Consider the following 13,276-nt stretch of genomic DNA (forward strand, 5'->3'; position numbering starts at 1 on the left):
CATACTGTCAATCTTTTTTTGCCACCAGAATAAAATACCCTTTCCTCTTAGCGGCCGTCTCTACATTACCAAACAACTCTTTCAAATACGCAATAGTAGAAGGCGCACCTTGTTTCTTTTGAATAACTACCCATAACTCTCCACCTGAAGCTAATTTTTCGTATGCTCCTTTATAGAAAGAAAACACTGTTTGCTTACCTGCTCTAATGGGCGGATTTGTTAAGATCGCTGCAAATTCCGACTGTTGCACCTGTTCAACACCATTACTTTCATAAATCATAACATTTTGAAGTTGATTGTTTTGAGCATTCATTTTAGAGAGAGACAGCGCACGTTCATTAACATCTACCATATGAACTGTACGGTCAGGAAAATCAGAGGCGACAGACAACGCAATCGGCCCATAACCGCAACCAATTTCTAACAAGTCTCCCCCAACAGCAGGTTCTTTAAACGTTTCGGCTAATAATTTTGATCCTTCATCCAGCCCACTTTTACTAAACACGCCAGCATCCGTAGTAAACGCAAAGACCTTATTACGAATTTCCGTTTTCCATTGCTTCGGTGCACTAGAAACTTGAGGATTTTTCGAGTAATAATGTTCTCCCATATATATACCTCCTGCTTAGGGTAGCCACAAATAACTGTATATGAAGAAAAAAGCCCGTCAAATAGACGGGCTTTTCTCAGGGAAGTAGAAATTACTTAACTTCTACAGACGCGCCAACTTCTTCAAGTTTAGCTTTTAGTTCTTCAGCTTCTTCTTTAGCTACGCCTTCTTTAACAGCTTTAGGAGCTTCGTCTACAAGAGCTTTAGCTTCTTTCAAGCCAAGGCCAGTGATTTCACGAACAGCTTTGATTACTTTAATCTTTTCAGCACCTGCAGATGCAAGGATTACGTCGAATTCAGATTGCTCTTCAGCTGCTTCTCCAGCACCCGCGCCGCCAGCTACTGCAACTGGTGCTGCCGCTGTTACGCCAAATTCTTCTTCGATTGCTTTTACTAGATCGTTTAGTTCAAGAACTGTCATTTCTTTGATTGCGTCTAAGATTTGTTCATTAGTCATTTTAAGTTCCTCCTGGAAAGTTGTATTAACCAGCTCGTATGTGCTGATTTCGTTTAAGATGCAAGATTATGCGCCTTGTTCTTCTTTTTGTTCCGCAACTGCTTTTGTAGCAAGTGCAAAGTTTCGTACTGGTGCTTGAAGTACGCTGAGTAGCATAGATAGTAGACCATCGCGTGATGGTAGAGTAGCCAATGCTTTTACATCTTCCGCTGATGCGACGTTTCCTTCAATCACACCCGCTTTAATTTCAAGCTTTTCATTCTTTTTAGCGAAATCATTCAAGATTTTCGCCGGTGCTACTACGTCTTCTGTTGAGAAGGCAATAGCGTTTGGACCTGTAAGGTTCTCATTCAAACCTTCTAATCCTGCCGCTTCAGCTGCACGACGAGTCATAGAGTTTTTATAAACTTTGAACTCAACGCCCGCATCACGAAGTTGTTTACGTAATTCTGTAACTTGTGCAACCGTAAGACCACGGTAATCCACAACAACTACAGAAACTGATTCTTTCAACTTGTCAGCGATTTCTGATACAACTGCTTGTTTAGCTTCTAAAATTTTGCTCATGTTGACACCTCCTGAAAATTAGGGTCACTTATACCGATATAAAAAGCCCTCAATGTCGTAGACATGAGGGCAGAAAAGTCGTCATCTTTTAAAAAAAGAGCGTCTTGTCCTCGGCAGGAGCATTAAGTGGCAAGCCACACCTGCTGTCTTCGGTACAAATGGTTATCATCATAACAAGCGTAATCTTAACAGATCACATTTTGCTTGTCAATATTTATTTTATAGTTACACTTGACGGATCTACCTTAATAGCAGGACCCATTGTAGTTGTAACGTTTACTGATTTCATGAATGTTCCTTTTGATGCAGCTGGTTTAGCTTTTTGAATAGTTTCAAAGATAGTCAAGAAGTTTTCTTCTAACTTCTCGTTATCGAAAGATGCTTTCCCGATAGGAGCGTGGATAATTCCAGCTTTGTCCGCACGGTATTCAACTTTACCTGCTTTGATTTCTTCAACAGCTTTTGTAACATCAAATGTCACTGTTCCTGTTTTCGGGTTAGGCATAAGACCTTTTGGCCCTAATACGCGACCAATCTTACCAACTTCGCCCATCATGTCAGGTGTAGCAACGATTACGTCAAAATCGAACCAGCCTTGTTGGATTTTAGCAATGTATTCTGCATCGCCAGCGTAGTCTGCTCCTGCAGCTTCAGCTTCTTTCAACTTTTCACCTTTAGCGAATACTAATACGCGTTGAGTTTTACCAGTACCGTTCGGAAGTACAACCGCTCCACGAATTTGCTGATCATTTTTACGTGTATCAATACCAAGACGGAAAGCTACTTCAACTGTTGCGTCAAAGTTTGTCGTGCTTGTTTTTTTAGCAAGTTCAATTGCTTCTTTTGCAGAGTACGTAGCTGTACGATCAACAAGCTTTACCGCTTCTGCAAACTTTTTACCTCTTTTAGCCATCAGATTCTTCCTCCTCATTTGTGGTTTTAACGGATTAAACCTCCCACTTAATGAAGGCTGCGCATCTAACTCGACCGCAGCCTCCACCTTCAAACCATTGCTTTATTAAGAAGACATCAATTAGTCTTCGATTTTGATTCCCATACTGCGAGCAGTACCTTCGACCATTGCCATCGCCGCTTCAACTGACGCCGCGTTTAAGTCTGGCATCTTTTGTTCTGCGATTTCTCTAACTTTATCACGCTTAACTGTAGCAACTTTGCTTTTATTAGGCTCACCTGAACCCTTTTGAACGTTTGCTGCAACCTTTAGCAATACTGCTGCCGGCGGAGTTTTTGTGATGAATGTAAATGAACGGTCCTCGAACACAGAGATTTCAACAGGAATAATAAGACCTGCTTGATCTGCTGTACGAGCGTTAAATTCTTTACAGAATCCCATAATGTTAACACCTGCTTGACCTAATGCCGGCCCTACTGGTGGTGCTGGGTTTGCTTTACCAGCTGGAATTTGTAATTTCACTACTTTAGTAACTTTTTTAGCCACGAGACACACCTCCTTAAGTCCGTGATGTGGTAATTGGGTTGCCCCTCCCACTCAAATATGTGCCTGCCGACAATGTCGGTAGAATTGGTTAATCCGTTCAGACTAAGTCTGACCTTTGAAATGATACCACCATTACATATTTTTTGCAAGAGAAAATTAATCCATTACTCCATCATTCCATTTTTTCAACTTGTTCAAATGATAGCTCCATTTTTGTTTCGCGGCCGAACATATCAACCGTAACAATCACTTTACCTTTATCCAACTCAATTTCTTCCACTTTACCTTCAAAGTGCGCGAACGGCCCCTCTAATACAGTGACGCTTTCCCCTACTGCGAAATCAATATCCACTCGCTGTTCCTTCATACCCATTTGCTTCAGAATGAATTCCACTTCTTCCGGCAATAACGGAGTAGGTTTTGCTCCACCACCTGAAGAACCGATAAACCCTGTAACACCTGGTGTATTTCGAACGACATACCAAGAGTCGTCTGTCATGATTAGTTCTACTAGCACATAACCAGGGAACGTCTTACGCATAACAGTTTTCTTCTTACCATCTTTAATATCCGTTTCTTCTTCTTCCGGAATGACAACACGGAAAATTTTATCTGACATGCCCATTGTTTCGACACGCTTCTCTAAGTTCGCTTTTACTTTGTTCTCATATCCCGAGTACGTATGAACCACATACCAATTTTTATCCATTTCCATCATCATGAGGACTGTGCGTCCGTCCCTCCTTTTATTAAAACTGAAAAAACCCGTTTATTCATCAAAACGGGATATTCTCAAGCTATTCATACTTTCATCATTACAGGCCAGTATACCATTTCATAACACTTGAAATACCCATGTCTACTAGTCCAAAATAAACAGCCATAAAAATGACAGTTGAAATAACTACTACTGTATACTTCGTCAATTCTTTACGCTTCGGCCAACTGACCTTTCGCATTTCAGAAATAACTTTCTTCAAAAAATCGCTGATCTTACTCATTCTTCTCCAACCCTTCCGAATGACATAGCGTTCATACTGGAACTCTATGTAACTGGTCAAATGGTTTGCTTATGCAACGTGTGCGTGTTGCAATGACTGCAAAACTTTTTCAACTCAAGTCTTCCTTCGCGTGCTTGATTGCTAGCCGGCAAAGTATAGTTTCGCGAACCACATTTTTCACAGCATATAATTATTTTTTTTACCACGTAAAATCACCTATTCGAGACAATTGTCTTGCTAAAGAGTACCACCTAACACACAACATGTCAATTCACTTTCCACACAGTTAACGCACTAAATCCATCGCCATGGAATGTTCCAACTTCCGTTTAATACGCTGTAGCGCATTATCAATTGATTTCACTTGACGATTTAGAACTTCTGATATTTCCCGGTAGGATTGCCCTTCTAAATAAAGTGTCAATACTTCTTTTTCTAACGCACTCAATACTTTGCCCATTTCTTCTTCCATGAAAGAAAAACTCTCTTTATGAATCATCAGATCTTCAGGATCATCAAGTGTCGAACCAGCGATGATATCTAGTAATGTTCTTTCTTGTTCTTCGTCATAAATAGGCTTGTCTAACGAAATAGACGTGTTTAACGGAATATGTTTTTGTCGTGTAGCTGTTTTAATGGCTGTTATAATCTGTCTAGTAATACATAGTTCCGCAAACACTTTAAATGAACTTAGACGATCGGGCCGAAAATCTCTGATGGCTTTGTAAAGTCCTATCATTCCTTCTTGCACAATATCTTCTTTGTCTCCACCGATAATGAAATATGTTCTAGCTTTCATCCGAACGATCGGTTGAAATTTCGTGATCAAAAAATCAAGCGCATTTGAGTTTCCCACATGTATCAGTTCAATCATCTCTTCATCTGAAAGTGCAGAAAAAACATTTTTATACTCGTCATTTCCCATATTTCGCACCAACCTCTCCACCCCAGAGTTCTATTGGTTTTATGAAGTCAGTATAGACGTGGAAGTTTTTCACGTCAACTGCTCATTATTCACCGCGTCTCATTTTTTCAAAAGCTTCTGCCACTTCATCTGACAGCGGAATCTTTGAAAAAGGACGCCGTTCGCTAGAATCTTTTACCTTTTGGGCAATCAATCGATTGACTTCTTTCATCGCAATTTCCAGCTCCCGAGCCGATATCCTTAATGCTCCCTGCGCAAACACAACCCATTGCTCTACAAGGTCTGACGTCGCAACGTGTATTTGTATTAAACGCCCTGATAATTCTGAGACCAGTTTTTCAATCCGCTCATCTGCCGTTTCATTCTCTCTAGTAAACACTACTTCCACACGATATTGTCTTTTACGCTTTTCAATCCCCGGGACTAAATGTGCATCAAACACTACAATGACACGCCATCCTTTATGCGCTTGGAATTCTGCCATTTGTTCTATTAGAAGATCGCGCGCTTGTGCGAAATCTCGCTTTTTTAATTTTTGTAATTCCGGCCATGCTCCGATGATATTGTATCCATCAACGAGCAAAACGTCTTTTTTCATGATGTCGCCTGAGAAGATTGACGCTTTCGTAAAACTTCATACATTAGCAACGCTGCCGCCACAGAGGCATTTAGAGAAGTGACATGTCCTACCATCGGTAAACTATAAAGGAAATCACATTTTTCACGTAAAATTCTGGACATCCCTTTACCTTCACTACCGATAATTACCGCTAACGGCAAAGTCGCCTCCATATGACGATAATCGGTTGAATTAGATGCGTCTGTTCCCGCAATCCACACGCCTCGCTTTTTTAATTCTTCTATAGTTTGCGCCAAATTATTTACTCTGACGACAGGAATATGTTCGATCGCACCTGTCGAAGCTTTCGCAACAATTCCCGTAAGCCCGACAGCTCTTCTTTTTGGAATGATAATTCCGTGGACGCCTGAAGCGTCTGCGGTACGCAAAATAGAACCTAAGTTGTGGGGGTCTTCTAGTTCATCCAAGATTAGAAAGAAAGGGTCTTGCTTTCTACTTTTCGCCACTAAGAATAAGTCATCTAACTCCGCATAATCATACGCCGCCACCGACGCAACGATTCCTTGATGACTAATATCCGTCATACCATCAAGTTTCTGCTTAGGCGATGTCTGAACTACCACTCCCGCTTCTTTCGCAAGCTTCATGATTTCTCCGATGCTCTTCTTATTTACACCTTCCGCTACCCAAATTTTATTAAGTTGCCGTCCCGACCGCAAAGCTTCTACCACTGGGTTTCTTCCGCCGATCAGTTCCACTTCTAGCTCTGTCATACCATTTCCTCCTCTGGATTTTCTACGTACCGAATGGCTTTAGCTATCAGTTCAGTTAGACGATCTTGACGGTTTAAAAGATATACATATCCGAGTACCGCTTCAAATGCCGAACTGTAATTATAAGTAGTAACGTCCGTATTTTTAGGAACAGAGCCTGCTTTCGCATTGCGTCCTCGGCGCATCACAGCCTCTTCTTCCCCTGTCAACAGCTTTTGATCTTTCATCGTCATAATTATTCGCGCTTGGGCTTTGGCGGAGACAAATCGCGTTGCCTCTTTGTGTAAAATTTGCGGTTTCACGCGGCCGCTTCGCAATAAATGTTCTCTAACCGCTTGCTCGTATACCGCATCGCCCATATATGCGAGAGCCAGGGCATTCAGTTGTTTGACGTCTATATCACGTAAATCCCCCACATGCTTACCCTCTTTTCCAACGAGTGCCTTGTGCTGTGTCTTCTAGCACAATACCCTTCGCTTTCAATTCATCGCGGATTTCATCAGCTCTTGCAAAGTCACGGTTTTTGCGCGCATCCAAACGTTCTTGAATTAGAGCATCTACTTCGTCATCCACTAATTCCGATACATTATCAAAAGGTACACCGAGCACACCCATTAATAAATCGAACGCTTCAATAAATCGCTGCAATACGCGAGAATCTGTGTTTTTTTCTAATAAATAGACGTTAGCACGCTTCGATAATTCAAATATAGCCGCAATCGCATTCGCAGTATTAAAATCATCGTCCATCGCTGTTTCAAATGCTGTAATTTGCTCTTCAATGCCACGAACCCACATTTGGGAGTCGTCTGCCAAGTCCGCAGAAAGCGTTAATCTGTGCTGCAAGTTATTGTACGCCGTTCGAATTCTCTCCAACCCATTCGCTGCACTTTCTACTAGTTCCTGCGCAAAGTTCACCGGATGACGATAATGCACGGACAACATGAAGAAACGCAACACTTTCGGATCAATTTGCTTGCGGATATCATGTACAAGAATGAAGTTGCCAAGTGACTTAGACATTTTTTCATTATCGATATTAATATATCCATTATGCATCCAATAATTAGCGAATGTTTTACCTGTTGCTGCTTCAGATTGAGCAATTTCGTTTTCATGATGAGGGAATGTTAAATCTTGACCGCCTGCATGAATGTCAATCGTGTCTCCTAGAAGCTCTCTTGCCATAACGGAACATTCGATATGCCAGCCCGGACGCCCTTTTCCCCAAGGACTATCCCATGAGATTTCACCTTCTTTGGCAGTTTTCCATAACGCAAAATCTAAAGGATCGGACTTAATCGTATTTTCCTCTATGCGTGCTCCTACCTTTAATTCGTCAATCGATTGATGAGACAGCTTTCCGTACCCATCAAATTCACGTGTATGAAAATAGACATCGCCATTCGATTCATACGCGTATCCTTTTTCAATTAGCAACTGTATAAATGCGACGATATCGTCAATATGTTCCGTTACACGAGGGTGCGCTGTCGCTTTTTCACAACCTAGCGCATGAACGTCTTCAAAATACGCTTCGATGAAACGCTCTGTTAGTTGACCTACTTCTTCATTCAATTCGTTTGCTGCTTTAATGATTTTATCATCCACATCGGTAAAGTTCGAAACATAGTTCACTTCATATCCGCGATATTCTAAATAGCGGCGGACTGTGTCAAATGCGATAACCGGCCGCGCATTTCCTATGTGAATATAGTTATAAACAGTTGGGCCACAGACATACATCTTGACCTTTCCTTCTTCTATAGGGACAAATTTCTCTTTTTTTCGTGTCAATGTATTATAAAGTTGAATGCTCATGCAAATCTCCCTTTTTTCCATTCATCGTTTCTAGCTGTTCTGTCCGCAGCTGCAATTCTCGAATTTGCTGTTCTAAGCGCTTGATTTCATCAGATATAGGATCTTGTAGTGTTGGTGTTAGTTTATCACTTACACGAACCCCATTCGATATAACTATTTTACCTGGAATTCCAACGACTGTGGAATTAGGTGGCACTTCTTTAAGAATAACTGATCCTGCTCCTACTTTGCTGTTTTCACCAATAGTAATTGACCCCAAAACTTTAGCTCCTGATGCTACTAATACGTTATTATGCAATGTTGGATGGCGCTTTCCACCTTCCTTACCAGTTCCACCTAACGTCACGCCTTGATAAAGTGTAACGTCATCTCCAATTTCACAAGTTTCCCCTATGACTACACCCATTCCATGGTCAATGAATAGTCTTCTCCCAATCACTGCCCCCGGATGAATTTCAATACCTGTAAAGAACCTGCTCACTTGAGACACCACACGTGCTAAAAAACGAAGGTTGCGTTTATAAAATGCGTGTGCCACTCGATGCAACCAGATGGCATGTAATCCTGAATACGTTAAGACTACCTCTATCGTGCTTCGTGCAGCTGGATCTTGGTCAAAAATACAACGGATATCTTCTTTCATGCGTTTGAACAATGAACTTCCTCCTTTTTCCTTATGAACATCTTCACTTGAACGGCGCTTTTCACTTTTGTTTCTTCTAGTTACAAGCGCCAGACTCTCGGACACTTCAGACTCTCCGATCAGGTGCACAAACCGCACCTGGTCGAAGAGGCTTCCACTGTCTGCCGAGTCTGAACGACGCTTTTTACTTTTGTTTTCCAAAATAAAAAACGCGCCTCTGTCACTTGTGATGACAGAGACGCATGGATTGCGTGGTTCCACTCCGCTTGGGAAACGCATTTCCCCGCTTAATGTCTTTAACGCAGACGATACGTATGGCCTACTGTTCTGTTCAGCTCATCGCTCAAAGGTGCATTTCTATGGTGAATTCACTCAGGTCATTTCCAGCCTAGATGACCCTCTCTATAGAGCATTCAACATATACTTTCCTTTTCAACGCTTTTTATATGCAATTTCATATTACGTTCATTTTACACAAAACCACAAAGATGTCAATATTGATTATTTTGCAAATCTTTCGACACGTTCAAGAATCTTTTTCTTTCCGATCAACGCAATGGAATCTGGTAGCTCTGGACCTGATGTTTGGCCCGTTGTGACTACACGAACTGGCATGAATAAATTCTTCCCTTTATGCCCTGTTTCTTTCTGCACCGCTTTAATCGCTGCTTTAATAGACGGCGCATCGAACGTTTCAAGTGCTTCTAATTGTCCTTTTAACGAAGTCATCACTTCTGGAACTTGCTCTCCTGCAAGAATTTCCTGTGCTGCTTCATCATATTCAACTGTGTCATTAAAAAACTGGGCGGATAGTTCAACAATTTCAGCACCGAAGCTTAACTGTCCATGATATAAAGCAATTAGATCATGAACCCATTGTTGTTCTTCAGCCGTCATTTCTTTTGATACTAAATTAGCCGCTTGCAGATGAGGCAATGTCAAATCGATCACTTCTTCAAGAGAAAGCTTTTTAATATATTGGTTGTTTACCCATGTTAGCTTATTCGTATCAAACATAGAAGGTGACTTAGACAAACGAGTCTCATCAAATAATTTGACTAGCTCATCATGCGAGAAGATCTCTTCTTCTCCACCTGGAGACCATCCCAATAGTGCGAAGAAATTGAACATCGCCTCAGGTAAATACCCTAAATCCTTATATTGTGTGATGAACTGAATAATAGACTCATCGCGCTTTGAAAGTTTTTTCCGTTCTTCATTAACGATCAATGTCATGTGACCATACCGCGGGTGATCCCAGCCGAATACATCGTATATCATCAACTGCTTCGGAGTGTTCGTTAAGTGCTCTTCTCCACGGAAGACATGGGAAATCTTCATCAAATGATCATCCACTACTACTGCATAGTTATATGTCGGGATACCGTTTGTTTTAACAATTACCCAATCACCAATATCTTTTGATTCGAATGTTACGGTTCCGCGAACTAAGTCGTCAATCGTATACGTGACATTTTCAGGCACACGCATACGAATACTGTAGGAAAGTCCTGCCGCTTCTTTTGCTGCTACTTGCTCAGCTGTTAAGTGACGGCATGTACCGTCATACATTGGAGCTGCAATACCAGCCGCTTTTTGTGCGTCGCGTTTTTCTTCCAATTCCTCAGGGGTACAGAAACATTTATATGCATGACCTTTCTCCAGCATGTCATCTGCATATTTATTATACAAATCTAAACGTTCTGTCTGACGGTACGGTCCATACTCTCCTCCCACGTCGATAGACTCATCATGATGAATACCTAGCCATGTTAAGTTTTCCAGCTGCGATAATTCGCCGCCTTCAATATTACGTTCAGTATCTGTATCTTCAATGCGAATGATGAATTTACCATCATAGTGTCGAGCATATAAATAGTTGAATAAAGCGGTCCGTGCTCCGCCGATATGTAATTGGCCAGTCGGACTTGGTGCGTAGCGCACACGTACTTCTTGTGTCATAAGTTTACCTCTCCGTTCTATTTCTATTACACCTTGGCATAATCGTCTATCTATTTTAGCACTCTGTCGAATGTTTTGAAAGTCACTGATTTTTCATCAATAAAATAGTTGCCATTGCGGCGATTCCTTCTTCGCGACCAGGGAAACCTAAGCGTTCAGTAGTAGTCGCTTTAACATTTACCTGTGTCAGGTCAGCTTCCAGTAATTCTGCCACTCGCTGACGAATGTCACCTATATAAGGCGCCATTTTTGGCCGTTGCGCAATAATCGTACAATCAATATTCCCAAGATGATACCCTTCTTCTTTTACCATCGCCCATACTTTTTCAAGCAGCACTGCAGAATCTGCGTCTTTAAACGCTTCATCTGTGTCAGGGAAGTGTGTACCAATATCTACTTTTCCAATCGCTCCAAGAGCAGCATCAGTGACCGTATGCAATAATACATCTGCATCTGAGTGACCGATTAATCCTTTCGTATGAGGAATTGTAATCCCCCCGATAATTAACGGTCTGTCTTCAGCAAATGCATGTACATCAAAACCTTGTCCAATTCGAAACATCATTCATCCTACTTTCTTCTAGCCAGCAAGATTTCACCGATTGCTAAATCTTCCTGGGTTGTCATTTTCACATTATCATACGAACTTTCTACAATGCTTACATCGTATCCAAGACGTTCCACAAGCATCGATTCGTCAGTCCCTAAGAAATCGTCTTGAATCGCTTGGTCAGAGGCCTTTTTCAATAATTCATACCGAAAAGCTTGTGGCGTTTGAACCATCCATAGTTTCTCACGATCGACGGTTTGCTGAACAGTGCCGTTTTCCGCGAACTTAATCGTGTCCTTCACTCTCACAGCAGCAATCGCGGCACCCGTATCATTTGCCTTGCGGACAAGCGCTTCTATAACTAAGGAGTTGAGGAAAGGTCTCGCAGCATCATGCACAAGCACGATGCCTTCACCTTTATATGCTGCAATACAAGCTGCTACGCTGTCTTGCCGCTCGCCTCCACCTTCAACAAATGTTATATTACTATGTTCTTTAAGAATTTCCTGAATAGTTGCCTGTTCTTCCGTTTTAACCGCCAGAATGATTTCTTCACATTGGGGATCCTGTTGAAATATACTGACTGTATGATACAAAATAGGATGTTCACCAATTTTCAGAAATAGCTTGTTTTTTCCCGCACCCATGCGCGTACCGCTACCCGCAGCAGGAATCATTACTGTATATCTCACGTTCGTCCCTCTGCTTTCTTTCGCCAATTCATCGACCTTTTGGTTTTGCGAAAATCATCCGCCCAGCAGATGTTTGCAAGACACTCGTTACTTCAACATCGATTGCCTGACCGATATGCGATCTGCCCTCTTCAATAACAATCATCGTCCCATCATCTAAATAAGCTACACCCTGATTATGTTCTTTACCATCTTTTATAACTACTACGTGCATCTCTTCACCGGGAATGACAACCGGCTTCACAGCGTTAGCCAAGTCATTGATGTTCAATACAGCTACCCCGTGCAGATCAGACACTTTATTTAAATTAAAATCATTTGTCACGACAAGCCCCTGCATTTTTTTTGCCAGCTTTACAAGTTTTAAATCGACCTCGGCCACATTCGGAATATCTTCATCCGTAATTAACACATGCGGACCGTCATCATTTTGTAGACGTTTAAGAATATCTAATCCTCGTCTGCCCTTCGTTCGTTTCAACGTATCAGAAGAATCTGCGATATGTTGAAGTTCCGTCAACACGAATTGAGGAACAACTAAAATCCCTTGTAAAAAACCAGTCGCTACAATGTCTGCGATTCGCCCATCAATAATTACACTTGTGTCTAATAATTTGTACACATCTTTCTGCGGCGCAATCGGTTCTATCACTTCAACAGGCTCTTTCTTTTTTGCAGTCGTATTACGCATACTAGACATAGCCCCGATAAATTCTTCACGCTTTTTAAAGCCTACTTGAAATCCTAAATATCCTAAGAGAATAGATAGCAATACAGGCACAACAGATGAAATGAAAGGGATTTCGATAGCGTTTAATCCGAAGCTAAATAAAAACGCTACACTCAGACCGCCAATTAATCCAACCGTACCAAATAATAAGTCCATAATAGGTGCTTTCAAAAGTCGCTCTTCAATCCATTTAATAAAGTTCACAATCGGTTCTGTTAAAAATAAGCTAAATAAATATAGAATAATGGCTCCTAAAATGGCTTCTACATATGCATTCTCAATCATAGGTCTTGACGTGAATGCAAACATGGTGAATAAGTACGGTAAAAATAGAACACCGAGCGTTCCCCCGATTAGCAGGAAAGAAAATTGAACTACTCTTTTCAACATATTCTTCCACCTCCTTTTCTTTCCTATTAGTATACAACGAATTGTAGACAACTGCTTAGGTTAAGTGGAGGAATCCTTAAATTCCCCCACTATTTCTACTAAAATTAGCTGGTTCC

The 13,276-nt window shown here is 41.4% G+C and carries 18 protein-coding genes and 2 other annotated features; all 18 genes read right to left on the reverse strand.

Features of this window, described 5'->3' with window-relative positions; all coding sequences use genetic code 11:
• Positions 1–7: 7 nt before the first annotated feature.
• The 18 genes from DV702_RS12245 to DV702_RS12330 all read right to left on the reverse strand — a co-directional run bounded on the left by DV702_RS12245 (position 8) and on the right by DV702_RS12330 (position 13,160).
• Positions 8–610, reverse strand: coding sequence for a class I SAM-dependent methyltransferase (locus tag DV702_RS12245; RefSeq protein WP_114925002.1), 603 nt, complete (start codon positions 608–610; stop codon positions 8–10).
• Positions 611–701: 91 nt separating this feature from the next.
• Positions 702–1,067, reverse strand: a complete 366-nt coding sequence (rplL, locus tag DV702_RS12250) for a 50S ribosomal protein L7/L12 (protein WP_114925003.1) — start codon at positions 1,065–1,067, stop codon at positions 702–704.
• A 66-nt stretch (positions 1,068–1,133) separates the two neighbouring features.
• A complete protein-coding gene (rplJ, locus tag DV702_RS12255) occupies positions 1,134–1,634 on the reverse strand; it encodes a 50S ribosomal protein L10 (protein ID WP_114925004.1) in 501 nt (166 codons plus the stop codon).
• Between the two features lie 30 nt (positions 1,635–1,664).
• Positions 1,665–1,805: a sequence feature (ribosomal protein L10 leader region), on the reverse strand.
• Between the two features lie 43 nt (positions 1,806–1,848).
• On the reverse strand, positions 1,849–2,547 hold the full coding sequence (gene rplA / locus DV702_RS12260) for a 50S ribosomal protein L1 (RefSeq protein ID WP_114925005.1): 699 nt from the start codon (positions 2,545–2,547) through the stop codon (positions 1,849–1,851).
• A gap of 120 nt (positions 2,548–2,667) precedes the next feature.
• The gene (gene rplK, locus DV702_RS12265) at positions 2,668–3,093 is read right to left on the reverse strand and encodes a 50S ribosomal protein L11 (RefSeq protein WP_162805792.1); all 426 of its coding nucleotides are present in this window, start codon (positions 3,091–3,093) and stop codon (positions 2,668–2,670) included.
• Positions 3,094–3,265: 172 nt separating this feature from the next.
• Entirely contained in the window at positions 3,266–3,802 is a 537-nt protein-coding gene (nusG, locus tag DV702_RS12270; RefSeq protein WP_114925927.1) for a transcription termination/antitermination protein NusG, read from the reverse strand.
• A gap of 106 nt (positions 3,803–3,908) precedes the next feature.
• Positions 3,909–4,094: a preprotein translocase subunit SecE gene (gene secE / locus DV702_RS12275; protein ID WP_114925007.1), complete on the reverse strand. Its 186-nt coding sequence runs from the start codon at positions 4,092–4,094 to the stop codon at positions 3,909–3,911.
• Positions 4,095–4,150: 56 nt separating this feature from the next.
• Entirely contained in the window at positions 4,151–4,300 is a 150-nt protein-coding gene (gene rpmG, locus DV702_RS12280; protein WP_114925008.1) for a 50S ribosomal protein L33, read from the reverse strand.
• 80 nt (positions 4,301–4,380) lie between these two features.
• A complete protein-coding gene (gene sigH, locus DV702_RS12285) occupies positions 4,381–5,019 on the reverse strand; it encodes an RNA polymerase sporulation sigma factor SigH (protein ID WP_114925009.1) in 639 nt (212 codons plus the stop codon).
• 85 nt (positions 5,020–5,104) lie between these two features.
• Positions 5,105–5,617 carry an NYN domain-containing protein gene (locus tag DV702_RS12290; protein WP_114925010.1) on the reverse strand — a complete coding sequence of 171 codons (513 nt, stop codon included), beginning with the start codon at positions 5,615–5,617 and terminating at the stop codon, positions 5,105–5,107.
• Positions 5,614–6,372 carry a 23S rRNA (guanosine(2251)-2'-O)-methyltransferase RlmB gene (rlmB, locus tag DV702_RS12295; protein ID WP_114925011.1) on the reverse strand — a complete coding sequence of 253 codons (759 nt, stop codon included), beginning with the start codon at positions 6,370–6,372 and terminating at the stop codon, positions 5,614–5,616. The genes DV702_RS12290 and rlmB overlap by 4 nt, the downstream gene beginning before the upstream one ends.
• Entirely contained in the window at positions 6,369–6,788 is a 420-nt protein-coding gene (locus DV702_RS12300; protein ID WP_305849683.1) for a Mini-ribonuclease 3, read from the reverse strand. The genes rlmB and DV702_RS12300 overlap by 4 nt, the downstream gene beginning before the upstream one ends.
• Before the next feature lie 4 nt (positions 6,789–6,792).
• Entirely contained in the window at positions 6,793–8,193 is a 1,401-nt protein-coding gene (cysS, locus tag DV702_RS12305) for a cysteine--tRNA ligase (RefSeq protein WP_114925012.1), read from the reverse strand.
• A complete protein-coding gene (gene cysE / locus DV702_RS12310) occupies positions 8,174–8,848 on the reverse strand; it encodes a serine O-acetyltransferase (RefSeq protein ID WP_114925929.1) in 675 nt (224 codons plus the stop codon). The genes cysS and cysE overlap by 20 nt, the downstream gene beginning before the upstream one ends.
• A 219-nt stretch (positions 8,849–9,067) precedes the next feature.
• Positions 9,068–9,281: a binding site (T-box leader), on the reverse strand.
• Positions 9,282–9,337: 56 nt separating this feature from the next.
• On the reverse strand, positions 9,338–10,798 hold the full coding sequence (gene gltX / locus DV702_RS12315; RefSeq protein WP_114925013.1) for a glutamate--tRNA ligase: 1,461 nt from the start codon (positions 10,796–10,798) through the stop codon (positions 9,338–9,340).
• Positions 10,799–10,880: 82 nt separating this feature from the next.
• Complete coding sequence (gene ispF, locus DV702_RS12320; protein ID WP_114925930.1) at positions 10,881–11,360, reverse strand: 2-C-methyl-D-erythritol 2,4-cyclodiphosphate synthase; 480 nt, start codon at positions 11,358–11,360, stop codon at positions 10,881–10,883.
• 8 nt (positions 11,361–11,368) lie between these two features.
• A complete protein-coding gene (gene ispD / locus DV702_RS12325; RefSeq protein WP_114925931.1) occupies positions 11,369–12,040 on the reverse strand; it encodes a 2-C-methyl-D-erythritol 4-phosphate cytidylyltransferase in 672 nt (223 codons plus the stop codon).
• Positions 12,041–12,068: 28 nt separating this feature from the next.
• Positions 12,069–13,160, reverse strand: coding sequence for a PIN/TRAM domain-containing protein (locus DV702_RS12330; RefSeq protein WP_114925014.1), 1,092 nt, complete (start codon positions 13,158–13,160; stop codon positions 12,069–12,071).
• Positions 13,161–13,276: the final 116 nt, after the last annotated feature.

It is taken from the genome of Sporosarcina sp. PTS2304 (genome assembly GCF_003351785.1).
GTDB lineage: Bacteria > Bacillota > Bacilli > Bacillales_A > Planococcaceae > Sporosarcina.